General features: G+C 45.3%; 27 protein-coding genes. 8 read left to right on the forward strand and 19 right to left on the reverse strand.

The window, feature by feature from the left end; genetic code table 11:
- Nucleotides 1-29: 29 nt before the first annotated feature.
- A complete protein-coding gene (locus OM978_RS11965) occupies nucleotides 30-989 on the reverse strand; it encodes an endonuclease (RefSeq protein WP_264342447.1) in 960 nt (319 codons plus the stop codon).
- A gap of 329 nt (nucleotides 990-1,318) precedes the next feature.
- Between OM978_RS11965 and OM978_RS11970 the strand changes: the two genes are divergently transcribed.
- Nucleotides 1,319-2,950 carry a response regulator gene (locus tag OM978_RS11970; RefSeq protein ID WP_264342448.1) on the forward strand — a complete coding sequence of 544 codons (1,632 nt, stop codon included), beginning with the start codon at nucleotides 1,319-1,321 and terminating at the stop codon, nucleotides 2,948-2,950.
- A gap of 31 nt (nucleotides 2,951-2,981) precedes the next feature.
- On the opposite strand, the gene OM978_RS11975 is transcribed toward OM978_RS11970, so the two are convergent.
- The 5 genes from OM978_RS11975 to OM978_RS11995 all read right to left on the reverse strand — a co-directional run bounded on the left by OM978_RS11975 (nucleotide 2,982) and on the right by OM978_RS11995 (nucleotide 5,396).
- The gene (locus tag OM978_RS11975; protein WP_264342449.1) at nucleotides 2,982-3,476 is read right to left on the reverse strand and encodes a DUF1543 domain-containing protein; all 495 of its coding nucleotides are present in this window, start codon (nucleotides 3,474-3,476) and stop codon (nucleotides 2,982-2,984) included.
- A 12-nt stretch (nucleotides 3,477-3,488) separates the two neighbouring features.
- Nucleotides 3,489-4,085 (reverse strand): nucleoside deaminase, encoded by a 597-nt coding sequence (locus OM978_RS11980; RefSeq protein WP_264342450.1) that lies wholly within the window; start codon nucleotides 4,083-4,085, stop codon nucleotides 3,489-3,491.
- Nucleotides 4,086-4,205: 120 nt separating this feature from the next.
- The gene (locus OM978_RS11985) at nucleotides 4,206-4,997 is read right to left on the reverse strand and encodes a DUF2145 domain-containing protein (RefSeq protein WP_264342451.1); all 792 of its coding nucleotides are present in this window, start codon (nucleotides 4,995-4,997) and stop codon (nucleotides 4,206-4,208) included.
- A complete protein-coding gene (locus tag OM978_RS11990) occupies nucleotides 4,981-5,118 on the reverse strand; it encodes a hypothetical protein (protein ID WP_264342452.1) in 138 nt (45 codons plus the stop codon). The genes OM978_RS11985 and OM978_RS11990 overlap by 17 nt, the downstream gene beginning before the upstream one ends.
- A gap of 5 nt (nucleotides 5,119-5,123) precedes the next feature.
- Nucleotides 5,124-5,396, reverse strand: a complete 273-nt coding sequence (locus OM978_RS11995; protein ID WP_264342453.1) for a hypothetical protein — start codon at nucleotides 5,394-5,396, stop codon at nucleotides 5,124-5,126.
- 216 nt (nucleotides 5,397-5,612) lie between these two features.
- On the opposite strand from OM978_RS11995, the gene OM978_RS12000 reads away from it, so the two are divergent.
- The 3 genes from OM978_RS12000 (at nucleotide 5,613) to OM978_RS12010 (ending at nucleotide 9,343) form a co-directional block, all read left to right on the forward strand.
- Complete coding sequence (locus OM978_RS12000; protein WP_264342454.1) at nucleotides 5,613-6,482, forward strand: SDR family NAD(P)-dependent oxidoreductase; 870 nt, start codon at nucleotides 5,613-5,615, stop codon at nucleotides 6,480-6,482.
- Nucleotides 6,483-6,629: 147 nt separating this feature from the next.
- Nucleotides 6,630-8,090 carry an exodeoxyribonuclease I gene (sbcB, locus tag OM978_RS12005; RefSeq protein WP_264342455.1) on the forward strand — a complete coding sequence of 487 codons (1,461 nt, stop codon included), beginning with the start codon at nucleotides 6,630-6,632 and terminating at the stop codon, nucleotides 8,088-8,090.
- A gap of 236 nt (nucleotides 8,091-8,326) precedes the next feature.
- Nucleotides 8,327-9,343: a hypothetical protein gene (locus OM978_RS12010; RefSeq protein WP_264342456.1), complete on the forward strand. Its 1,017-nt coding sequence runs from the start codon at nucleotides 8,327-8,329 to the stop codon at nucleotides 9,341-9,343.
- A gap of 127 nt (nucleotides 9,344-9,470) precedes the next feature.
- Here the strand turns inward: OM978_RS12010 and OM978_RS12015 are convergent, their stop codons facing one another.
- From OM978_RS12015 to OM978_RS12055, 9 genes are all read right to left on the reverse strand, one after another.
- Nucleotides 9,471-9,965 (reverse strand): hypothetical protein, encoded by a 495-nt coding sequence (locus OM978_RS12015; protein ID WP_264342457.1) that lies wholly within the window; start codon nucleotides 9,963-9,965, stop codon nucleotides 9,471-9,473.
- A 96-nt stretch (nucleotides 9,966-10,061) separates the two neighbouring features.
- Nucleotides 10,062-10,454 carry a lipocalin family protein gene (locus OM978_RS12020; RefSeq protein ID WP_264342458.1) on the reverse strand — a complete coding sequence of 131 codons (393 nt, stop codon included), beginning with the start codon at nucleotides 10,452-10,454 and terminating at the stop codon, nucleotides 10,062-10,064.
- Between the two features lie 82 nt (nucleotides 10,455-10,536).
- The gene (locus OM978_RS12025; protein ID WP_264342459.1) at nucleotides 10,537-11,064 is read right to left on the reverse strand and encodes a hypothetical protein; all 528 of its coding nucleotides are present in this window, start codon (nucleotides 11,062-11,064) and stop codon (nucleotides 10,537-10,539) included.
- An 82-nt stretch (nucleotides 11,065-11,146) separates the two neighbouring features.
- Entirely contained in the window at nucleotides 11,147-11,527 is a 381-nt protein-coding gene (locus OM978_RS12030) for a hypothetical protein (RefSeq protein WP_264342460.1), read from the reverse strand.
- A 91-nt stretch (nucleotides 11,528-11,618) separates the two neighbouring features.
- The gene (locus tag OM978_RS12035; protein WP_264342461.1) at nucleotides 11,619-12,083 is read right to left on the reverse strand and encodes a hypothetical protein; all 465 of its coding nucleotides are present in this window, start codon (nucleotides 12,081-12,083) and stop codon (nucleotides 11,619-11,621) included.
- Nucleotides 12,084-12,172: 89 nt separating this feature from the next.
- Nucleotides 12,173-12,478 carry a hypothetical protein gene (locus OM978_RS12040; protein WP_264342462.1) on the reverse strand — a complete coding sequence of 102 codons (306 nt, stop codon included), beginning with the start codon at nucleotides 12,476-12,478 and terminating at the stop codon, nucleotides 12,173-12,175.
- 108 nt (nucleotides 12,479-12,586) lie between these two features.
- Complete coding sequence (locus OM978_RS12045; protein WP_264342463.1) at nucleotides 12,587-12,940, reverse strand: hypothetical protein; 354 nt, start codon at nucleotides 12,938-12,940, stop codon at nucleotides 12,587-12,589.
- A gap of 108 nt (nucleotides 12,941-13,048) precedes the next feature.
- The gene (locus tag OM978_RS12050) at nucleotides 13,049-13,549 is read right to left on the reverse strand and encodes a hypothetical protein (RefSeq protein ID WP_264342464.1); all 501 of its coding nucleotides are present in this window, start codon (nucleotides 13,547-13,549) and stop codon (nucleotides 13,049-13,051) included.
- Nucleotides 13,550-13,637: 88 nt separating this feature from the next.
- Entirely contained in the window at nucleotides 13,638-14,042 is a 405-nt protein-coding gene (locus OM978_RS12055; RefSeq protein ID WP_264342465.1) for a hypothetical protein, read from the reverse strand.
- Nucleotides 14,043-14,624: 582 nt separating this feature from the next.
- Here OM978_RS12055 and OM978_RS12060 point away from each other — a divergent pair.
- On the forward strand, nucleotides 14,625-15,647 hold the full coding sequence (locus tag OM978_RS12060; protein ID WP_264342466.1) for an alpha/beta hydrolase: 1,023 nt from the start codon (nucleotides 14,625-14,627) through the stop codon (nucleotides 15,645-15,647).
- Nucleotides 15,648-15,701: 54 nt separating this feature from the next.
- Here OM978_RS12060 and OM978_RS12065 read toward each other — a convergent pair whose 3' ends face one another.
- Nucleotides 15,702-16,652: a redoxin family protein gene (locus OM978_RS12065; protein ID WP_264342467.1), complete on the reverse strand. Its 951-nt coding sequence runs from the start codon at nucleotides 16,650-16,652 to the stop codon at nucleotides 15,702-15,704.
- 262 nt (nucleotides 16,653-16,914) lie between these two features.
- Between OM978_RS12065 and OM978_RS12070 the strand changes: the two genes are divergently transcribed.
- Genes OM978_RS12070 through OM978_RS12080 form a run of 3 tightly spaced genes read left to right on the forward strand, consistent with a single transcriptional unit; the run spans nucleotide 16,915 to nucleotide 20,095 of the window.
- Entirely contained in the window at nucleotides 16,915-17,622 is a 708-nt protein-coding gene (locus tag OM978_RS12070; RefSeq protein ID WP_264342468.1) for a DUF1080 domain-containing protein, read from the forward strand.
- A complete protein-coding gene (locus tag OM978_RS12075) occupies nucleotides 17,622-19,301 on the forward strand; it encodes a GMC family oxidoreductase (protein WP_264342469.1) in 1,680 nt (559 codons plus the stop codon). The genes OM978_RS12070 and OM978_RS12075 overlap by 1 nt, the downstream gene beginning before the upstream one ends.
- Nucleotides 19,301-20,095, forward strand: coding sequence for a gluconate 2-dehydrogenase subunit 3 family protein (locus OM978_RS12080; RefSeq protein ID WP_264342470.1), 795 nt, complete (start codon nucleotides 19,301-19,303; stop codon nucleotides 20,093-20,095). The genes OM978_RS12075 and OM978_RS12080 overlap by 1 nt, the downstream gene beginning before the upstream one ends.
- Before the next feature lie 94 nt (nucleotides 20,096-20,189).
- Here the strand turns inward: OM978_RS12080 and OM978_RS12085 are convergent, their stop codons facing one another.
- From OM978_RS12085 to OM978_RS12095, 3 genes are all read right to left on the reverse strand, one after another.
- Nucleotides 20,190-20,582, reverse strand: a complete 393-nt coding sequence (locus OM978_RS12085) for a DUF1801 domain-containing protein (protein ID WP_264342471.1) — start codon at nucleotides 20,580-20,582, stop codon at nucleotides 20,190-20,192.
- A gap of 7 nt (nucleotides 20,583-20,589) precedes the next feature.
- Nucleotides 20,590-21,363, reverse strand: coding sequence for a class D beta-lactamase (gene blaOXA / locus OM978_RS12090; RefSeq protein WP_264346942.1), 774 nt, complete (start codon nucleotides 21,361-21,363; stop codon nucleotides 20,590-20,592).
- A gap of 66 nt (nucleotides 21,364-21,429) precedes the next feature.
- Nucleotides 21,430-21,972: a DUF4256 domain-containing protein gene (locus tag OM978_RS12095; protein ID WP_264342472.1), complete on the reverse strand. Its 543-nt coding sequence runs from the start codon at nucleotides 21,970-21,972 to the stop codon at nucleotides 21,430-21,432.
- Nucleotides 21,973-21,988: the final 16 nt, after the last annotated feature.

Here is a 21,988-nt window from a genome sequence, read left to right on the forward strand (position 1 = left end):
CGCTGCGTTAATCCGTTAAGAATAAGGGTTTAATCTTCAGCGCCTATCGAGGCTTCAGCACTGCAATTTCCTGCCCGCTTAAAACCAGCATTCAGCGCCTGCCGCTCTGTATCAAACCATTGCTGATTGCGCTCTGACACCTGGCGATAACCACTGCAATGACTTAAGTGATACAGCTTACTGCGTTTATTACCAAGCACCTGGCCTGAGGCTTGCGTCGTTGACGGTAATGCGGATACTGCCGCTGTTTGTGTAGTTTGTTTTGCTTTAGTCAAACCAAAGCCTGAGACTTTGTAATTCAGCTGCCAAACCTTTTTGCCTGTGACAAAGTCATTGGCATGGCCCATTTGCTGCGCAATACGTTGTTGCAATTTACGTTCTGTGTCATCTACAGGATCTTGCTGATGCCAGGCCATAAAAAGCTGCTGCTGAGCTTTAGCTAAAGGCAGCTGATATTTATCCGCCATATAAAAATGAATACGGGCTATATCACCGCGAATTTCAGCGCGAGGTTCCACCAACCTGCTTTTAAAATCGACTTTCACTTCACAAGAGCCATACTGCGGAGCCTGCGCTGGCAGCATGCCAAACCGGTAATGTGCTCTGTCGCCATTCACTTCACCTATAGCGGGTTTGAGGTTAAATAAATCGGCCTCCATTTGCTTAAACAAGACGTCTGTTTTACCACATTGTTCACGACCGCCCTTTTTCCAGCAGGCTAAAGGCGAGCCAAATTGCTGAGCAGGCATCACATGTTCCCATTCAATCCGGTTGGCGCGTGGGCCGTTTTTACGAATTTGATAACCGCAGCCTTTTAAATCAGGAATACCTTTGCCTGCTTGCCAGCGAATAGTGCAGCCACAATAAAATTCTTGTTTTTCAGGAGCATAAATACGACTGGCAACTGTTTTAGCGGAATCAAAATTGGCAGGTGCAGCTACAACGGCGAAAACCACAAAAAAAGCGAACGAGAATATGAATCTAAACAAAGCGATACAACCTTAAACTGCCTACAGATCGTTTTTATTATGCCATAAGTCTGAACACAGCAAATAAGGCATTTAAGTTCCTATTTAGTTAACTAGCAAAGCGCAACAAGGCCCGATATTAAGAAGTTTAAAGCTGAGCAATAGTGCCTTTAAAGTCCTAACATTCTGACTTATCAGCGCTTTATCTTTACTTTAACCCGAAAGCCGCATTAGCCACTATTAACAAATAGAAAACATCCTTTACAAAACCAATTTGACTATTTAGTATGCGAAACACAATTTCGTCGCAATAAATCAGCAGTTAAACGCAGAACAAGAGTTAAGCCGGTATGGACCAGTCATTTTTTCGTTGTAAAAAAGTCTTGGTCATTGATGACTGTGCGCCCGTCCGGGCCACCGTAAAAGGAATGTTACAGCAAATGGGGTTTGAGGCTATTCACCTGGCTAAAGACTCAGGCGAAGCTATGCAAAAATGTATAGAAATGCCGTTCGATTTTATCCTATGCGACTTTAATCTCGGTGACTGTAAAGATGGTTATCAGCTATTTGAAGCTCTGAAAAAGCAACAACTGTTGGCCCCGCTCTGCTGCTTTATTGTAATTAGCGCTGAAGCACAAAGCCAAATAGTACACGGTGTTATTGAGTTACAGCCTGACGATTACCTGCTAAAACCTTTTACCGCTCCGGCGCTGGAAGAACGTATCTGCAGAGCCATCCGGCACCGCATCGAACTGCGCAAAGTATTTTTCCGTTTGTTTGAACATGATTATGCAGAAGCTTCACGTGAGTGTGATTTAGTGATCCGCACTAAACCTGATTACGCACTGCAAGCCATGCGATTAAAAGGCGAACTACTGCTGAAATTAGGCCAATACGACAAAGCCGAAGTTTTTTACCAAAAAGTGCTGCAACAAAAAGCCTACAGCTGGGCTCGTTTGGGCCACGCCTTAAGTTGTTTTTATCTGGAGCGCTGGGAAGATACCGAGCTTGAGCTTGTGGATCTAACCCAGTTTGGCGATACCAAAGTGGAAGCTCTGGATTGGTTATCGCGTTTATATGTGCGTCACGGTCGTTATCAACTGGCCTTTGAAACCTTAAGCAAAGCAGCCACCTTATCGCCAAAAAATATCAGTCGGCAGAAAACCCTGAGTAATTTATGCGTCATGTTGGGCCACACAGACGTTGCGGCCCGTATTGCCGGAAAAATAGTTCAGGGTGCGCGTCATTCGATTGATGATACCGCCGACAACTATCTAAACCATGCTCGCGCTTTGGTGGATCAGGCCAAGACCTCAAATTTGCTGGAAAAAGCAGTGATACTGCAAAATGCAGCCAAACTGCTGGATGCGCTGCATAAGCGCTTTAATGTCGATGCGCTCAAACGAGAGACGGTTATTTTACGCAGCCGTATGAATAGTTGTCGTGGCGCTATCAAAGAAGGCCGCGAGTTAATACAGCAAATTCAGGATTTACCCCTGGATGACTTGAGTATCGACAGCTGCATGGATGCCGCCAAAGCTTATTTTGAACTAGGCGATTTGTACTCCAGCCAGTTGTGCATCGACCGTTTAAAAACCATGTTGTACGACGATGACTTTCTCACCGAGACTCAACGTATTATGTTGCAGCTGGAACAAAACAAACACGAGAGCTTAAAACAGCAGATCAAACAAATTAATACCGAAGCCACAGATGCCTATCGCATGGGCCAGTTTGGTCGGGCTGTCATGCTGTTTTGTGAAACCTTCGACTATATGCCGACCAATCCGGTGATAGCGCTGAATTTATTGCAGGCCATGAGCAAAAGCGCAGGCGTCACAGGTGAAACCATCAACTACGCCCGCAACGCCGCTCGTGTACTTCGGCAAAATCAGCTGGAAAAAAGCGAACAGGAACGCTTTGAAAAGTATGTGATAACCCTAAAGAAAACCCAGCCGGGCTTAGCTCAGGTTCAGTTGTAACGGGTCAGAGCTTTGGCTCTGACCTTTGTTTTTAGCCCAAAATAATATAATCCGACTGATGCACTGTTTCTTTGTGTTGCCCCGGGATCAGGCGCACATAACGACCGCCTATCTGATCAATGGCAATACAATCATCCACATCCAGAACTGCATCGGTATGAGGCTTATCCCAGCTTTTCGGCAGATGCATTTTACCTTTCTGCTTGGCTTCAGTTTTGTCTTTGGCAGTTACCAGCAGATAATGGTGATCTTCACCAAAAGCGCCTGGGGTATAACCGCCTAAGTTGATGAAGAATAATCGCAATTCATCTGCTGCAGGTGCCTGTTCAGAAAAGCGAACCTGATAGCCCTCTACTCCATCGACCTGCATCCAGGAGTCGATATGCATACCGGCCATAGTGCCAAACCACTGCTGACGCAACTCCGGGTAGCAGTCTTCAATACTGTTTCCCGTAACAAACACTACATCATGCACTTCAATTTTTGCTCTGGGGTGTTTACCACCCAGCATCACAACAAATAGCATTACGATTTCCTGTTAATCCCTACCGTTATAAATCCGGCCGCCAGAGTTTTTGTAATAATCCAGCACAGCTTTGGCATCAGAGCGTTTAAACTGACGCACCACTTCCATACCTGCATTCTCTAAATACTGGTAAGACTGTTCAAACACCGGGCCTTCGTCAAAACCAATAGCACGCGCATCTTCTGCGGTACCAGCACAGACCATACGATTCACTCCACTCCACAGCACAGCGCCCATACACATGGCACATGGCTCACAAGAGGTAAATAACTCACGGCCAGTGTCGGTAGCCAAAGTGAAAGTACCCAGCGCTTTTTCGGCCATCATAATAGCCACTGTTTCGCCATGTAAGGTGGAATTGGTTAAAGGCACCACACGGTTTACCCCTACTCCTAGCAATTGGCCAGAAGCACGGTCAAAAATAGCAGTACCAAAAGGACCACCCGTACCACGTTCGACGTTTTGTTTTGATAATTCAATAGCTAACGCCATTTTCTCATCGTCTGTTGCATAGTTTTTTTGCCAATCGACAAAAGTAGCAACCCAGTCTGGTAATTCCACAGTGACAGCACTGCCCGGCTGGTGAATAAAACCAATACGCTCTTTCATGATTTTTCCTGTCGCTTGTAGCAAAAAATTGGGCCGACTTTTTACCTTTATATAGTCTTTCAGACAAGTAAAAATTGGATAAAGTCGCTGTCTTAGACTAAAACAGCGACTTTTTGGGGCTTATTGTGTGAGTACCATACGCTTGGTTTTCGGTTGTTGTTGTAACAAAAACTGCTCTACAGACTCCACTGTCACTACCTGATACTGGCCTTTAAGGCGGCTTTTCAGCGGATGGTCAGTAAAACTGACATTGGCTTTAAACACAGAAGCGCCTAATCGTTTGAGTGGATCGACGTTAATTATGCCTGGCTGGTAACTTTGTTGTTTTAACCACTTCTGCACAGAGGCCCTGTCCGACAAAGACTCCCCGCTCAATGCATGTGCCAGTAATTCCAGCCCCCACTGGTTGGAGTTCTGATAATCAGTGGCAAAAGCGTAAGACAACATACTGTACTTTTTATGATGAATGTTCCTAGGCAGTGAGCCTTGCATCAAGCTGTTTAACTTCTGCTGTACCTGCGCAGGTGGCAATAAAATCAGCACCTCAAAAGCATGTACGTCGTCGAGGAAGAAATTGCCTAAGCCCTCCACATACAGATCGGACTGCTCAGACCCACATTCATTCAGTTCATGCAAAACTGTATAACGGCCATCACTTTGTTTTTGAACTAAACCCAAATGGCTGTATCGCAAACCATACTGAGATAAATCCTGCCCCACTCGGGCTATAACGGCTGTTTCCGCTCCGGCCTGTTGCAAGGCAGTTTGAGTTTTTAATGCCAACTCCAAAGAATTCATCAGCTCCAGCGGTTCAATTTCACTGCCTTCACAGCTTTGCCCTGCCTGTACAGCAGCAGACAAAGAAAACAATAAGGCTGTTGCAACAGCTTTAAAATTATTTAGCTTTGGCATTTTCAATCAACGCCTTACCCACCTCAGTAGGAATAAAAGCAATAGCTTTTCCGCTGTAATACAACATATAACCTGTGCTTAAAACGGTCAGCTCTACAGCTTCACCAACGGCAATACTCAATCCTTTCACCGCTTTACCAGACAGCTTAACCGTACACTGGCTGCTTTGCCTGAGCCTTTGATCACAACAACCAGACCTTCAGCAGTTTTTTCTACACCTTCGACCACCAGTTGACCTGAAGCTGCAACTGCAGATAAAGAACCTGCCAGCACCAACCCCACACCTTCAGACATAGTCACTGAAGCATTTGAGCCATTACAAGAGCCACCACAATCCTGAGCAAATACAGCGGGAAGGGTAAAAGACAACAGTGAGGCAAAAACAACTACTAATTTCATCGGGTTATTTCCTTTAATCCATGGATAAGTTCACTATCAAGACTGCCTTAAATTACTGGCAGTTTCAACGAGCTTTTAAGTTGCATTGAGCTTTACGTTTTTTATAGAAATAGGCAATAGTGCTCAACTTTCGTTCTACCGCTCCAGCGCCAACGGCTGCCAAGCTCAACCTGTAGCGAATCACCGCTAATCAACAGGCTGAACAGGAGCAAGGTTATGGCTACTCTGAATTTAAATTCAAAAACTGAACTACAGGCAAAAGTCTGGTTTATCACCGGCGCAAACCGGGGTATAGGCGCTGAAATTGCTAAAGCCGCACTGGCAGCAGGGGATTCTGTCGTAGTGACAGGCCGCAATCTGGAACAGCTCAGACAAAAATTTAATTATTCAGACAAAGCTTTGGCTTTAGCTCTGGATGTAACAGACATAACTCAGGCTCTGGATGCAGTAGAAGCGACTATCAAACATTTTGGCCGTATTGATGTACTGGTGAATAACGCAGGTTACGGCCAGTTGGGTGTATTTGAAGAAATTCCGCAAGCTGATGTAGAACGTCAGTTTGCCACTAATGTATTTGGTCTGATGAATGTCACCCGCGCTGTATTACCCCTGATGCGGGCACAGCGTAGCGGCCGCATCTTCAACCTGTCCTCTATTGGCGGTGCTTTAGGTTTTGATGCCGCTTCTGTCTATTGTGCCACTAAGTTTGCGGTAGAGGGTTTTACTGAATCTTTGGCGCTTGAAGTCAAAGGCCTTGGCATAGAAGTGAATATTGTTGAGCCAGGTTTCTTTCGCACTGACTTTCTCGACAGCAGTTCAGTGCAATATGGCACTGAAAAAGTAGCGGATTATCAGGACTACTCCACAGCCCTGGAGCAGGCTTACAGCAAAGTCAGTCATCAACAGGCTGGCGATCCGGCCAAACTGGGTCAGGTACTGGTACAACTGGCAAAGACTGACATCCTGCCGCTGCGATATGCCGCAGGGTCTGACGCTATAGACTATTTAACGACAGCCTATCAACGCCGCTTGCAGGAGTTGAACGACTATAAAGCTTTATCTATGTCGACAGATCTAGAGGCTTAATCCAGGCGGACCATGCCTTTTTGCATGGTCCTTTTATTAACGAAGCCCCGGCTGTTTTTTTAAAAAGCCAGATCCCACAATCGACGCCTATTCCAGCCAGTGCTACACTGCCCGCTCTTTGTTTTAGCATTTATGGATGCCACTGATTTGAGCCAACCATCGACACCACTGGCACCACCACAGGCCAGCTTTTATTTCTACGACTATGAGACCTGGGGCGCGGATCCAAAAAAAGACCGTCCGGCGCAGTTTGGTGGTATTCGCACAGATTTAGATTTAAACCCTATTGGCGAACCCGATATGTGGTATTGCCAGTTGGCGAACGATTATTTGCCTCATCCGGTCGCTGCGCTGATCACTGGCCTGACGCCACAGCTCTGTAATCAAAAAGGTTTGCCTGAAACCGAATTTTGCCGTCGTATTCTGGAGAAATTCAGCCAGCCGAATACCTGTGTGCTTGGGTACAACAGCTTACGTTTTGATGATGAAGTCACGCGTTACAGCCTGTACCGTAACTTCTACGAGCCTTATGGCCGCGAATGGCAACAAGGCAACAGCAGGTGGGATTTAATCGACATAGTGCGTGCTTGTTATGCGCTGCGCCCTGAAGGCATTGTCTGGCCAGAAAAAGCCGATGGCAGCCCAAGCTTTAAATTAGAAGATTTAACCAAAGCCAATGGTTTATCACACCAACGTGCACACGACGCTTTGTCTGATGTATACGCCACTATCGCCATTGCCAAACTAGTGAAAGAAAAACAGCCGAAGTTGTTTCAGTACCTGCTGGATTTACGTAAAAAAACTGAAGTCAGTAAGTTATTTGATTTAGTCAATTTAACACCGCTTGTGCATGTGTCGGGCCGTTTCCCTGCTATTCAGGGCTGTGTGAGCTGGATAGTGCCTTTAGCGCCGCATCCAACCAATAAAAACGCCGTGATTTGCTACAACCTGCAAGCCGATCCAACACCTTTGCTGGAGCTGGATTTAGCTTGCTTGCAGCAACTTTTATATACCAAAACCGCAGATTTGGACGAAGACCAGGAAAGGCTTGGCTTAAAGCTTATTCATATTAATAAGTGCCCTGTGTTGTCCCCTGCTAAAACCTTATCAGAGCAACGCGCTGCCGATTTGGGCATAGACAGAGCAGCTTGCCTGAAGCATCTGGACTGGCTGCGGCAAAACCGCTCTGCTATTCAGCCTAAGGTGATGGAGCTGTATCAGTTGCCGACAGACTACAGTGTAGAAACCAATCCGGATTATCAGCTATATAACGGTTTTGTCTCCAACGAAGATAAACAGCGGATGGAACAGCTGCATTTGATGAGCGCCGACCAACTGGCGTCCAACCCTGTGCTTTTTAGCGAAGACAGATTAAATCAGCTGCTGTTTTTATACCGTGCCCGCAACTACCCACAAAGCCTGACCGATCAGGAGCAACAACGCTGGCAAAGGTATCGCAGCGACAAGCTAACGCATGGCCTGGATAAACCTAATTTAACTTTTGAAGAATTTGGGTTGGCGCTGGAAAACCTGGCGCATGAAGCAGGCGATGATGTGAAAAAAATGAATATCCTCAAGGCGTTGTTTCAATACGCCCAAAGTTTGTAACCGTGATTCATTGATGCTGCTATTAGGCGAAAACGTAGGGGCGACCTTTAGGGTCGCCCGTCTATCCCTTTAAATCTGCATTCCCCGAAATAGTAAAGCCAACAAAGCCGCTGTATCGAACAAAACAGTTACAGTTTTTTGTTCAGCTGCCAGTAAGCTCTCTATGTTTAACAGCCCACTTCTGCTAGCCTGCGCACAGTAATTAACCAATGCTGTTTTTGGGTGCGGAGCCTGTCATGAAGTTGTGGTCAAAAATCAAAATGATGTTGTGTAGTTTGTTATTAACCGGCTGCTTTGCGCCAGCTTTATTAATGACGTCACAAGCCCAGCTTCTTGGCGAGTTGTTTCGTCCTCTGGTGGGTTTTAACCCGCTGGATGTAAACCTGTTTGAGAACCCGCTGATCCGCGACCCTATGGTGGCGTTGATGGGTGAAGAAAAGTACCGTACCGCCGTCACCTTGTTAAATACTGCGACAGCCATCCAGCAACAAGGCCCGCTGTTTTTTGTTGTATCCGAACACTCTCCTCTACCTCATCTGGCCGAAAAGGCAGGTTTTGTCTGGAACAAAGAACACAACCAAATGGCTATTTTGCTGGTGTCCGGTGGCAAAACCGAAATATTTAATCAGGTGGTTGAAGGAGCTGCGGGCAAAATAGCCCCCAGTTGGCCAAAAGAGCTGGTTGAGTACACCAGCCCTGAAAAGTTAAAACAAAAGGCAGTGGCAGCCGCAGCCGGAAAGATTGGCCAGGGTTTAGGTTTGTCGGAAGAGCAAACTGGTTTTGTTGAAACAGGCTTAGCCGGCGGTTCAGTGCAAAACGCACTGGAAGAAAACTTAAAACAACAAGCCATGGATCCGGTCGAAGAAATTAAGCAAAAGGTAGAAGCAGGCAAAGCCGATTTATTAAATCAGCCAAAACAACGTTTTACCGAAATGACCCAAGAAGCCATGCTGACCGAAGACGATATGTTTAAGCAATTTACCGGCAAATCGGCAGAAGAATTAAAAGCAGCGAAAAAATACGCTGAAGAAGCCAAAGCCCGGGCTGACGCTAATCAAAAGAAACCGTTCACCACCATCAAAGACAAAGCCACTTTAGAAAAAGAGGCCAAACAGTGGGCCAAAGATAAAGCCAATAAAAAAGTAGACGAAACCCGCGCCCCGGCTGACGACTTACTGAATGAGTTAACCGAAGAAGTAAAACAAAAGACCACCCCACCTGTGCCAGAGAAGAAAAAGGATGGTGGGGAGTAAAATCAAGTCAGCCATCTGCGCGTAGAGAGCGCAATATACTGGTACTAAGTGGCGGCAAAGAGCATGATGCGTACTTTAACGATAACAGTGGACAAAGTGAGTGTTTTGAGCAGATTGTTAGATATGCTCACTTACTTAGCCAGCCCAACAAGGCACCTAAGGCCACACCCAGTAGGCTGAATAAAGGCGATGAAAGCCAGCGATATTCTCTGTTTTGTTCTATGGCTCGCGTGTGCAGGTTTATGGCTGTGTTGATTAAAACTGATATGTCGGAGCTGTTTAGTGGAGCTCTGGATATACGAGCACGCTCTTCATCGCTCAAAGCCTGATATTCGGCAAGTGATAGCTCTCTCTGTTGGTCCACTGAGTACCGCCTCCGGTAACTTCTTCGCCAAGCTAAGGATGCTTTCACTCCTGCGGTATCTAACCTGAAGAACTCTGGGTGTTCTAGAAAAACTTTCTTCCAATGCTCGGCTTTGCTTTTGTCTCCGCTGATTCGCGTAGCCCACCCTTCAAAATCCAATTTGTAATAGTCATAGCTCCCCATGACCTGGATAGCTGCAATTACATCGCCTAGGCGATTGTCGCCATAGAGATACGGTGATTTTATTTGGGCAGCCATGCGGAGATCCTCTTGTAGTACATCTAACGACCGCCACACAGGCGAGCAACTTGTTGCGAGTCTGGCACGCGCAGTGCGCTATGTTTCAGGCGCTTGTTAGTGCTTGTTTTCAATGCGACGCCATACCTGATTTACGTTTTCCGCCGATAGTAAAATCAAAGTATCCTTATTTACAGTTGATATTTGATATTGCAGCTCTGTTTTTTGATCAAGAGCTATTTCGGTAATCGAAAGCGTATTGTTTGAAACTGACCAAAGACCTTTGGTTTGATGCCTATGACCATCACCAAAACTGCTAGAAAAACCAAAATCATCAATCAAACACTTAAAATGACCATCTTGAGAAAATGTGCAAGTTTTAGTCTCTTTGAAATCAGCACCTTTAACAACGTACGTCCACGTACCAAGTATCGGCGCTATCGGCAATTCGGCAGCAAAGCATGAAAATGTCAGTGCAAACATAAGACATATAGAGCTACTTTTAACCACTTTAAGTCACCACTAACGCCCGCCACAAACGCGAGCAACTTGTTGCGAGTCGGAAGCCGCAGGCTGCAAATGACGCGGCTTGTTATAGGAAGCTACATTCATACTTGGCGCGGACCGATGAAAAAGTAACTGAATAATTAAGACCACTACGCAAATATGGATTGATTATGTAGCCACTCGCTTTAATACTCTCACCGACTTTAGCCCTGTAATCAAACGTACCACCGTTTTCATCCCAAGGTACGATAGAAAGAGACACCTTTGCTCCGTAAGCCATTGGTAAGGATAAAAAATGTGAGTCTATATCTCCATTTTTTACAGATCCATTTTTAGTTTTGAATAGATAATACTTATCCTTTTTTGTAGTTGTGTACAGGACTTGAATAAACTCGTTGTCCTCTGAATCAGATAGACCGAGCGTTATTACCGGCCCCCAATCTGTATCTCTATATTCTTCGAGGATTTCGAACTCACATTTCATTGAGCGTAGAGTTTTTTCATTTTGTCCTAAGGACACTCGCTTGAATTGCCCTCCTTGAACATTAATTTCCTCAGCAATACATGCAGAGGAAAAAATAAGTATTGATATTATTAAAGAGGTAGCTTTCATTTTGCTCCTATAACTATAAGCGCACGCGCGCGAACCTTGGTGAGAGTCGCCACGGCCACAGGCCGCCAAGTGATGCGCCTTGTTAGTCATCGACACTGCCCCATATGATTTCAGAATTAGGAGCGACGTCTAAGACTCTGTTAGTGATATTTAATACTATTTCATGACGTATATCTGAGGTAGCACGCACATGAACGAACCCGATTTTACATTCTTTATGAGCGTGCAGTAGGTGATTGGCGAACTCTTCGGGAGATAACAGGCCACCGTTAAAACGCACGCTTTGAGCATCTACCACTTCAACTTTATGAGTCTCACAACGAGTTAGGCAGCAACTGCCAGGGCATATTGAACTTGTATCAACTTCTAATCCAGATTCATCTTTCTGAAAGCTGAGAAATGCAAAGTACATTACCAGCGAAAGAAGAATAGACACAAAACCTAATTGCACTGAGTTGTTCATTGGATTTCACCTAGATGACTAACGCCCGCCACAAACGCGAGCAACTTGTTGCGAGTCGAGCGTCCAACAGGCGCGTTTTTGATGGCGATTGTTATGTGCCATTTTGCCGAGCTAAAAAGTTTAATACTGTTAACCGCTCTTTCTCGTAATACTCCTCGCGTTTTTCTGTGTGGATAGTTGGACTGCAGGAGCTTACGGCTAGATCTTTTTTATCTTGATAAGCAAACACAGCGTACTGCACATTTAATTTAAAAGGGAAGCCACAAGCACCATTACCAGGCCGAGTTGTAACTACTATTTTTTTGTCGTAGCTTCCTTTGTAAACCTTATCCAGTTTTATAGTCACTTGCCTCAACTCGTAGTAACTAAACCATGAACCAGGTTCCCTTCTTTCAATTGTTTCAATTCCTTCAACAGTGCCAACAAATACATAAGGATATTCATTGTAGCTTTCCTCAATGTCATAACTGCTACAACTGCATGCGAGTGTTTCGCCACTGAAAATGACAAAAATTGCAATAAACCAGAATTTAAACACTTTAGCTCCCTGCCACATAACTACTTGCTTTGGGGCTGCCGAAACATAGCGCAGCGACGTGTAGGCTGTCCCTGCCGCGAAGCGGCGACAACAGCAACTTGTTATGTTTATTGTTTTGCCAAATCACAAAAATATTCCGAATAACATTCGTCAGCCCAACACTGAATCTTGACTGAGCCAAACTCTTTACCAGAGTTAATCTCTCTCGAAATTATTACGGTCTCAGCTTTAAATAAATCTCCTAATGCATCAGCCAACTCTTCAAAACCCGAAAGAAAAATCTGTTGCTCAAAACCTTCAGCATCTATTTTCAACGTTACATTCAGGGAACCTTGCTCCTGAGACCGAACTGCGAGCAACTCTGTTACGAAATCAGGTCTAGAAAACACAAGTAATTCTTTATACTCAGACATCTTAGACCTCTCGAACATAACACCCGCCACACAGGCGAGCAACTTGTTGCGAGTCCAGCACCGAAGGCGCGTTATGCTGGCGTTTGTTATGTTGGTTTCTCTGCATCATTAATTCATGATCTCATGCAATTCAAACCCAACACATTCCCCACCACTTAAGTTTATTGTCATCGACAATCCGGGCCTGCCAGGCTTTGGAATAGGTATAAAAACAGAAATTTTGTCTTTCTTTGTATCAGTAAATTCAGCTTCCATCAGGTACTTATCGTAATTAATAAATTCTGAAAGAAGCTTTTCACTTTCGGACAAATACTTACATGCACCATCATTTGATTGAGATTTTTTTGCCTCAGTGACGAGGTGATTTAAGAATGAAATATCGACATCTGATGTATCACTCCCAGCCATTGTTGCTAAAGACATGGAAGAAAAAACTAATAAATGAAATAACTTAACTACCATCACAAAGCCTTTATGCACAAACAGATGAAAACATAACTTCTAAATTTAGCGCGGAAAGCCGCGCAGCGGGTTGACGTCGCAGCCAGCGATTTTTGCTGGCGATAGAATTTACTTGTTAGGCTTTAGCCAACGATACAGCAAAACATTTAAACCAGCCGTTGCTAACAAACCAAACAACGCAACCCACACCAGCAAGCTTGATGCATGATTTCTATTGAAAAAAGTGGATGATGGTTTTTGAGCAGGACCAAATTTTGAAATGAGCACATCCTTCATAAAAGGGCATCGATGAAATTGATAACGATAAGTCGACTCCAACAAGTTAGGCTCTATCGGTTTTCCGAAGAACACTGGAACCGCTTCATTTGTTGACAAATAAACATACTCACCAACTTCACCTTTCCAGACGCCTAACACGCTGTACTTACTTATATTTTCAGCGACTTTTTCGATTTCAGGCCCAACCTCTATAACTATTTCAGCATCCTTATAAAGGCCAGCTACATAACTTGCTTCTAATCCTTTGAAAAAGGCAACCTCACAATAAGTGACAGAGGCAAACAACTTTTGACTCATAAAAAATGTTGCTAGTAATAAAAGAATCTTCATTGATGCCTAACGCTCCGCTAAACGGAGAGCGTTAGCGAGTCCGGTGGAGGCCACGCTGTTTGTGGCCGGAACGAATTTAAGCGGTTTGTTATACGATTTCATAGTATGCAAGCTCTTTAAACTCGAATGCTTTAGATGTTAACTCGCTTACAGACAACTTTTCTCTCGTCTTCGGCATAGTTCCTTGGTCGCCTTCCCAGCAAGCGAATAAGGCTACTTTTCCGCCCTTAAATTTCAGTGCTGAGACACAATGCGCGAGAGAGTAGTAATTTTCCTGCGCTAGCTCGAGCTCTTCCCCTTCAAGCCCATCTTTAAAAAATCCACAGCCGCAGCCTTCGTTACTACCCGCATATGAAACATTGGGTAAACAGAATTGTTTTTTTACCAGAAAATCATTTTTTTCCAATTCTGTAACATGAAATCTTGGAATGCGGTCGTTATATGCCGTTATAGGGATCTTTAAATCACTTGCTATATATAATGCTAAGCACATACTCCCTCACGTATAACAATTTAATAGAAGGGTTTCTGCCCGCAAGTCGAACATTTTTCTGCCTTCTTTTATGATTTTTACTCATACCAAGCTAGCGCTGATGTACCTCTATTTCAACAAGTTTTTCTGAAATCAGTAAATTTATGGCCGACAAAATCTATACAAGCATTACGCTAGTTGTTCTTAAATTTACTCAAGCTCGATATCTGGAAATTTAATCAGTGGTTTGAGCTAACGAAGGAAGGGATTATCACAACGCATTTGTTCGATTTGGCACTTACAGACTGTGAGATTCATGTTTTCTAAGATAAACATGCGGGTCGGGCGAGCCCGCCCCCTACAGTATTTCTTTATTTCAGTTGGCGTAATCGGTGACGTTCAATATTTCCCAGGTCAGGCGCCCAGCCCATTCGAATGAACCCCTTTCACAATTTATTTATCCGCTTAACGTTTTTTCGCACAAAAGCCTGTTGTGCCGAATTGCCTTGGTATCGACCACAAATTCATGTTTTTATAAAAGCATTGGCGGACAAACCAACGCTTGGTGGTGCTAACCACCAGCAATACTAATGAGGAGTTTTTATGCGCAAGGGGCAAGTTGCTGTTTTTTATATCGTCTTTTTTATCGCTTCACTTTTTAGCCAGCAGGTTTTCGCGCTAAATGAGGTGAAACTACATCAAGATATTGAGTGGGTGAAGGTAAAAGGCTTTTCGCTGACGACTGATATCTACAGCCCGGAAAAAGCGGTTAAGCCATTGCCTGTGCTGGTGATTTTTCATGGCGGCGGCTGGCTGGTGAATAACAAATCCATAATGAACGATATGGCGCTCTATATGGCAAACCACGCCAACCTGGTGGTGGTCAATATGAACTACCGGCTGCTTGGCGATAATAACAACAGCACCACAGTCAACGAGATAGTGGAAGATGCTTTGGGTGCTGTGCTTTGGGTGAAAGACCATATTCAAAACTACGGCGGCGACCCGGCTAAAATTGCTGTGACTGGCGATAGTGCCGGTGGTCATTTAGCGTCTATGGTGATGCTGGCTGGCCGTTCTTTGGATTCAAAAGGTTTTACGCCACAAAGCCAGAATTTCACCCCAAGCTATCTGCCAAAAGGCAAAACGGCCGAACAAGTTGCAGCTGCAGATGGTGCCAAAGTGCAGGCGGTGATCCTGAGTTATACCGCCTTTGATTTACTGCAAAGCGCAAAAGGTGGCTTTGAGACTGCACAAAACCCGTTCTGGAAATGGGGTAATGCTAGTCCACGCGGCTTGTTTGGCGACGGTATTAGTGTTGATAGCCATGAACAGTATTACAAAGCTGTATCGCCTCTGTATTTATTGCCGGAAGCTGGTTACAAGCTGCCTCCTCAGTTTGTACTGGTGGGCAGTAAAGACGGCCTGACCACACCTGAAGTCGCAAGTAGTTATGTCAGTTTGCTCAAAGCTGCAGGACAACAGGTGGAGTTCAAAATATACGAAGGCAAAGGCCACGGTTTTCTCGATAGCGGCTGTAACGACTATACCAAAGGCTGCTTTAAAGACTTAGCCACGCCCACTTTGGATGACATGATTAAGTTTCTTGATTCTGTCTTTCACTAAATACTCAACATAAGAGTGGCACTGAAACAGTGCCACTTCTTAACCCGTAAAACTTTACTGCAGCTGCTTTGCTATCTGCTGTGGATTTGAGAAATCGCTGATCTCAGCCACCTTTTTGCCATCTTTTATTTTCAGCAGCACCGGAATACTACGAACATTAAAGTGCTGAAATAACACACCATAGCTGTCGATCTGAAAGGGTACTTTCATCTGATACAAGGTGTTGAATTCAGCCAGAGCTTTATCGTCAGTCCACAAATGGTTCACCACCCCACTCCAGTTTTTTTGTGGCAACAAAGCCGCCAACTGATTTAAGCCTGCCTGAGCATCCTTACATTGTTTTGCCATCTCTGGTCGGGATTCAGCCAAATACCAGTCGCACCAGGTGGCGGTAAAAAACACCAGCTGCTCACCGGTCTGATACTTAGCTAACAGCTTTTGTTGGGCTGCTGCAGTCATATCCGATGTGGCAGTTTCTGCTGGCAACTGCTGACCTTGCGCCAACCGGCTGATAAAACCATCCAACGCTGCATCCGACTCATGTGAGCTGTATAGCTTTTCGCCCTTCTGATTTAACAGCACCGAATAAGGTGTGCCCACTAAGCCCATGGCCAACGCCAACTGACCTTGCTGATCCAGATAAATCGGCATACTCAGCTTAAAGCGCTGCTGCAGCTTGCTGATTTCCTGACGTTTTTCGTTGATATTGATATTTACCGCAACAAAATTCACTTTGTCGCCATACTGCTGATACAGCTTTTCAAAATGTGGCATTTGCTCCATACAAGGCTGACACCAGCTGGCCCAGAATTTGATATAAGTGGGTTTAGTCTGGTCGAGACTAGCTAAAGTAAAAGGTTGAAGGGTTGGAAATTGCTGCAATTGCACGGTTTTATAATCAGGCAACTTTTTATCGTCAGGTAAATTTTTATAGTCGGACTGGGCCCAACCGGAAAAAGCCAGAGCAGCCAATACAGGCGCGATGAAACGGACTAATTTAAGCATCAGAACTCTCCTTGAAAAGACTTTACAAAGTCTGACAGTAGCCGCAGCTTTTGCCTTGTATATTTGCGACAAGTTGTTATGCCTACAAACTACAGCTTCAATTCAGCGCGGGCAACAGCAGTTGCAACTCAAAAAGTAAAAACAGATCTTGCTTTCTACTAGCGTTACTTGCTTTTATAGAGCAGCAATGAAACCGATTACACTAAACTGAAAACGTAAAATGGTGCCATCAGAGCATTCAACAGATAACAGGGGTAGCAAATTGATTTTATCGATAAAAAATAAAACCTTAGCAGCAATTACTCTACTTTCGGTGATTAGCCTGCCGATCTTTGCAGATGACAATCAACTGACAGCACAGGAAAAAGCAGACGGCTGGCAGTTGTTGTTTAACGGCAAAGATATGTCGCAGTGGCGTACTTTTAAACAGCCTACTGTCAATGAGAAATGGCAAATTGAAGATAACGCTATAGCTCTGACTGCAGGCGGTGGTGGCGACTTAATCAGTAAAGAGAGTTACAAAAACTTTGAGCTGACGCTCGACTGGAAAATTGCCGAAGTAGGCAACAGTGGCATTCTGATTCTGGCTGATGAAAAAGGTAAATACATATACTCCCACGCGCCGGAAATTCAAATTCTGGATAACGAGCGCCACCCGGACAACAAGCTCGACACTCACCTTTCAGGTTCGTTATACGACATGATTGCCTCTCCTGTCGCTTCCCACAAAAAAGCCGGTGAATGGAACAGCACTAAAATTCGCTTAGAAAACTCTGCTTTAACCATTTGGCAAAATGACGTGCAAACGGCAAAAGTGACCATTGGCAGCGATGAATGGAAAAGCTTAATTGCCAAAAGTAAGTTCGCCGACTGGGCAGGTTTTGCCGCGGCCAAAGAAGGTCATATAGGTTTACAGGATCATGGCGATAAGGTCTGGTTCAAAAATATCAAAATTAAAGAGCTGAACTAATGAAAGATTTTGACTTTGAAGTGCTGGTGGTTGGGTCCGGCGCTGGTGGTTCTATGGCGGCATATGAGCTGACGAAAGCAGGACATAAAGTTCTGATGCTCGAAGCAGGTCGGGACTATGACCCAAAAACTGAAACCCCTATGTTTAAACGCAACGGCGAAGCGCCGTTGATGGGTGCTGGTAACTCAGATAAAGACTTCGGTTTTTATGACGCGACTGTAGATGGTGGCTGGAGTGTCCCTAACGAGCCTTATACAGCAGCTGATGGCTCTGAGTTTTTATGGTGGCGTGCCCGTATGTTAGGTGGCCGCACCAATCACTGGGGCCGTTATTCATTGCGTTTCAGTGAACATGATTTTAAAGGTAAAAGCCGTGACGGCTTAGGTGCTGACTGGCCATTTGACTATGAAGATATCGCGCCCTGGTACGATAAAACCGAAGCTTTAGTGGGCGTCTGTGGCACCAATACCGGCTTGGATGATATGCCTCCTTCACCAGATGGTGTGTTGCAACCGCCACCTAAGCCACGAATCACTGAGCTTTTAATAGCTGCTGCTGCCAAAAAACTCGGTATTCCACTAGCTCCTATGCACCGCGCAGTATTAACACGGCCTTTGGATAACAGAGCCGCCTGTTTTTATGCCACCCCTTGTGGTCATGGCTGCTCTATTGGTGCAGCTTTTCAAACCACCACTTCGCTTATTCCTATGGCCAAAGCCACAGGAAATTTACAGGTGATCACTGACGCTATGGTGAAATCTGTCGATACCGACGAAAACGGCAAAGTGACAGGTATCAGTTATGTGGATAAAAAAACCTCTACTGTGCACCAACTTAAGGCCAAAGTGGTGATCCTGGCAGCAAGCGCCTGCGAATCCGCCCGCTTATTGTTAAATTCCAAATCGACACGTTTTCCAAATGGCCTTGCCAACACCAGCGGTCAGGTTGGTAAAAACCTGATGGACTCCACAGGCGCCAATATCAGTGCTCTGGTGCCGGCTTTACAGGGTCGTCCTATTTATAACGAAGATGGTCATACCGCCAATCATTTGTTTATTCCATGGTGGGGCCACAAAGCACAAGAACGTAAAGAGCTGAATTTCCCCCGAGGTTATCACTTTGAAATTGGTGCGCGCTTTAATGAGCCAGGTGCTGGCCTGCAAGGTAACTTTCAGGGTTATGGTGCAGATTTAAAACGTCAGGTGAAACAGAATTACGGTGCTTATGTTGGTTTTGCCCTGCGTGGTGAAATGGTGCCTAACGAGCATTGTTATATGGATATAGATCCTGAAGTCAAAGACAAATGGGGTATTCCTGTCGCGCGTTTTCACTGGAAATGGTCGGAGCATGAGCTGAAACAGATAGAACATGGCCTGAAAACCGCTAAAGCTATTTTTACTGAAATGGGCGCTACTGTGGGTGAATTACCCACTCCAGAGCAGGCCATTTTAAAAGGCGGCGAAATTATCCATGAAGTGGGCACCACTCGTATGGGCGCATCGCCAAAAGACTCAGTCACTAACCAATGGGGTCAAAGCTGGGACTGCCCTAACCTCTTTGTGATGGATGCCGGCGTCTTTGCATCTAACCCACATAAAAACTGTACTCTGACCATTATGACGCTGGCCATGCGTAACTCGTCCTGGCTTTCAGCGCAGTTAAAACAAGGAGCGATCTGATGGCAAAGGATCAAAACAACACAGCGGATCAGCAAGAGATGCAGTACAAATCCGGCATGACCAGACGGGATTCGTTAAAACTGATGATGGCATTAGCGGCCAGCACGCTGTTACCTGCAGTCTTGGCAGGCTGCGATAGTGCCCCGGTCAATACAACTGATGCAGGAGCAGGTGCGGCAAAAGCCAGTACTGAACATTGGCCTGATCTGAAGTTATCTCCCATCACAGCGACTGGTTATGGCAAAGATCCAAACTTAATTCTGCCACCAGAATCGCCATGGCCTTTGACCTTAACTCAGGCTCAGCTGACTTTAGTGGCCGTGCTTTCGGATATTCTGGTGCCCCGTGAAGGCAGTGTACCTAGTGCTTCTGAAGTGCATGTGCCAGCAGTGGTCGATGAATGGGTCAGTGCGCCTTACGAGCGTCAACAACAAGACAGACTGACTATTTTGTCGACTCTGGCCTGGATAGACGACGAAGCGCAGATGCGTTTTAGCAAAACTTTTGTATTGCTTAATAAAACGCAGCAAAAAGCTATTATGGATGATATAGCTTTTGATACAGCCGAAACTCCGGTTCAGTTTAAGCGCATAGCCACAGCCTTTGGTCGCTTCCGCGGTTTGGTGCTGGCTGCGTTTTTCTGTACACCGGAAGGAATAAAAGACATAGGTTATGTGGGTAATGTGCCCATAGGCGGCGATTATCCTGGCCCGACAAAAGAAGCTTATGCTCATTTAGATAAGGTATTAGCGGATTTAGGTTTAACAGAATACGCCTATCCTATTCAGGCTTGAAAAACCGCTCGTAAGGGCGGCCTTTAGGGTCGCCCGCAGCGGTATTGGAATGCGATATCAGACGGGCGGGGATAAACCCCGCCCATACCAAGCATTACTTTAACCTTTCCAGCTGGCCTTTACGGCGCACCAGGTTTTTATAATCCCACTGAATATCACGGGCTTTTGCCAACCAGCGTTGTACATCAGCCGTATTGATCTGACTGCTGTGGTTGTAACGTTTTTCAGCGGCTTTAAAACTGCCTTCCGGCTTTAATTCAGCTTCATCAAAAGACTGCCCACTCCAGAACAACAGCCGAATACCACCTTTCAGTTTGCTATAACCCACTACAGGATTGCCATCGAGAAACCACACCGGATGCGCATGCCAGATTTTATTCTCAGCTTCAGGCAAAGCCGCATCAATCTGCTCTGCCAACAGTTGGCAAATCAGTTGATCTTCTTCGGCCTGAGCCTGATTGTAGCGACAAATATCCGGATGCATCATCTCTCCGTTAGTTTGTTTCAGCTAAAGCTGGTAAGGCCTGCATAGACTGCAGAACTTCGCGCACTATGGCTTCTCTTTTATATAAATCCTTCATTCGATCTGGTGTATCTATATTCAGCGCAAAAAATACCGGACCTGTCGGCCATTCGACATAACCAACCCACCAGCCAAAACGCCCTTCCCAGCCGGTTTTTGCTCTTAAGATCCAATCTTTGCCTGCTTCGTTGATCATCATATCTTTCACAAGCAACTGATGCTCTTTAGCAAAAGGCAGCTGATTCAGGTAAAGCTTTTTAACAAACTCTACTTGCTCATAGGCTGAAATAGCCAGTTTGCCATCGACCCAATAGGCACCTTTGTCTGTAGATGGATCAGCATTGCCATAGTTGATTTTTTGCAGATACTCCCCTGCGCGTTTTTCACCAATTTGTTTGGCAAATATCTCATAAACCCAAAGCGCTGAGGTGCGCATAGCAGAACGTAAGTTTTGATCCTGATTATGGCCGGAAAAACTGCGTTCGACCCCATCCCAATGAAACAGCTGAAATTCATCCTTTAAGACACCAGCATCCAACGCCATCAAGCTATGAGGGATTTTAAAAGTAGAAGCCGGAGACATGCGCTGTGCCGCACGTTGTGGATTAAACACCAGCAGTTTCGCAGGTTTCACCCGCTCATCAGAAACCACCAGCGTGCCTTTGGCATTAAACTTGGTAAAAGTCGCTTGCCAGTTTGCTTGTTCAATGGGCTCTGCAGCACTACAAAGTTGGGCGCAAGCCATTAAAACAACAGTAGAAACAATTTTTAAAACAGACACTTGAATTCCTTAATGGATAGATTGGTTAATTCAAACCCTTAGTGAGCCGCGAAAACCTCTGACGGCATAATAAGACTGAGCTCCATTATGGTAGATAAATACCCGGCCATAACGATAGTCGCCAAAGATGGCACCATCCAAAGCGCGGATATCCCCTGGTGTTGCCAGCCAGCTGGAAGTTTTGCTATCAAAAGAGCCAAATTGCTGCAGATAACGGTAGTCGTCTTCATTGAGTAACTGAATGCCCATAGCCGCAGCCATCTCTACCGCACTGCTGGCTGGCTTATGTTCTTTTCTGGCATCCAGTGCTTCACGGTCGTAACACAAACTGCGACGGCCTTTTGGGCTTTCGGCTGAGCAATCAAAAAAGATAAATTCGCCACTTTGCTCGTCAACCCCTACTACATCGGGTTCGCCGCCTGAGGCTTCCATTTCGAACAGCGATGTGAGCTTATCCGGATAGGCTTCAAGTCGCTCCTGCACAGTGACCCAGTCCAGCGTAACATGGCGATTTTTGTTTTTTTCAAAGCGTTTTTTTAATAGCTGGATCAGCTCTGAGTGTCGTGTGTCCATAACTTAACTCATTGGT

The sequence above is a fragment of the Rheinheimera sp. MM224 genome, from assembly GCF_947090785.1.
Taxonomy (GTDB): Bacteria; Pseudomonadota; Gammaproteobacteria; order Enterobacterales; family Alteromonadaceae; genus Pararheinheimera.

Bases quoted from the DNA above. Each gene is read 5' to 3' on its own strand.
- OM978_RS11970 (WP_264342448.1), top strand. From the start codon at position 1,319: ATGGACCAGTCATTTTTTCGTTGTAAAAAAGTCTTGGTCATTGATGAC.
- OM978_RS11975 (WP_264342449.1), bottom strand. From the start codon at position 3,476: ATGCTATTTGTTGTGATGCTGGGTGGTAAACACCCCAGAGCAAAAATT.
- OM978_RS11980 (WP_264342450.1), bottom strand. From the start codon at position 4,085: ATGAAAGAGCGTATTGGTTTTATTCACCAGCCGGGCAGTGCTGTCACT.
- OM978_RS11985 (WP_264342451.1), bottom strand. From the start codon at position 4,997: ATGCCAAAGCTAAATAATTTTAAAGCTGTTGCAACAGCCTTATTGTTT.
- OM978_RS11995 (WP_264342453.1), bottom strand. From the start codon at position 5,396: ATGAAATTAGTAGTTGTTTTTGCCTCACTGTTGTCTTTTACCCTTCCC.
- OM978_RS12000 (WP_264342454.1), top strand. From the start codon at position 5,613: ATGGCTACTCTGAATTTAAATTCAAAAACTGAACTACAGGCAAAAGTC.
- OM978_RS12010 (WP_264342456.1), top strand. From the start codon at position 8,327: ATGAAGTTGTGGTCAAAAATCAAAATGATGTTGTGTAGTTTGTTATTA.
- OM978_RS12015 (WP_264342457.1), bottom strand. From the start codon at position 9,965: ATGGCTGCCCAAATAAAATCACCGTATCTCTATGGCGACAATCGCCTA.
- OM978_RS12025 (WP_264342459.1), bottom strand. From the start codon at position 11,064: ATGAAAGCTACCTCTTTAATAATATCAATACTTATTTTTTCCTCTGCA.
- OM978_RS12030 (WP_264342460.1), bottom strand. From the start codon at position 11,527: ATGAACAACTCAGTGCAATTAGGTTTTGTGTCTATTCTTCTTTCGCTG.
- OM978_RS12035 (WP_264342461.1), bottom strand. From the start codon at position 12,083: ATGTGGCAGGGAGCTAAAGTGTTTAAATTCTGGTTTATTGCAATTTTT.
- OM978_RS12040 (WP_264342462.1), bottom strand. From the start codon at position 12,478: ATGTCTGAGTATAAAGAATTACTTGTGTTTTCTAGACCTGATTTCGTA.
- OM978_RS12045 (WP_264342463.1), bottom strand. From the start codon at position 12,940: ATGGTAGTTAAGTTATTTCATTTATTAGTTTTTTCTTCCATGTCTTTA.
- OM978_RS12050 (WP_264342464.1), bottom strand. From the start codon at position 13,549: ATGAAGATTCTTTTATTACTAGCAACATTTTTTATGAGTCAAAAGTTG.
- OM978_RS12055 (WP_264342465.1), bottom strand. From the start codon at position 14,042: ATGTGCTTAGCATTATATATAGCAAGTGATTTAAAGATCCCTATAACG.
- OM978_RS12060 (WP_264342466.1), top strand. From the start codon at position 14,625: ATGCGCAAGGGGCAAGTTGCTGTTTTTTATATCGTCTTTTTTATCGCT.
- OM978_RS12065 (WP_264342467.1), bottom strand. From the start codon at position 16,652: ATGCTTAAATTAGTCCGTTTCATCGCGCCTGTATTGGCTGCTCTGGCT.
- OM978_RS12075 (WP_264342469.1), top strand. From the start codon at position 17,622: ATGAAAGATTTTGACTTTGAAGTGCTGGTGGTTGGGTCCGGCGCTGGT.
- OM978_RS12080 (WP_264342470.1), top strand. From the start codon at position 19,301: ATGGCAAAGGATCAAAACAACACAGCGGATCAGCAAGAGATGCAGTAC.
- OM978_RS12085 (WP_264342471.1), bottom strand. From the start codon at position 20,582: ATGATGCATCCGGATATTTGTCGCTACAATCAGGCTCAGGCCGAAGAA.
- blaOXA (WP_264346942.1), bottom strand. From the start codon at position 21,363: ATGGCTTGCGCCCAACTTTGTAGTGCTGCAGAGCCCATTGAACAAGCA.
- OM978_RS12095 (WP_264342472.1), bottom strand. From the start codon at position 21,972: ATGGACACACGACACTCAGAGCTGATCCAGCTATTAAAAAAACGCTTT.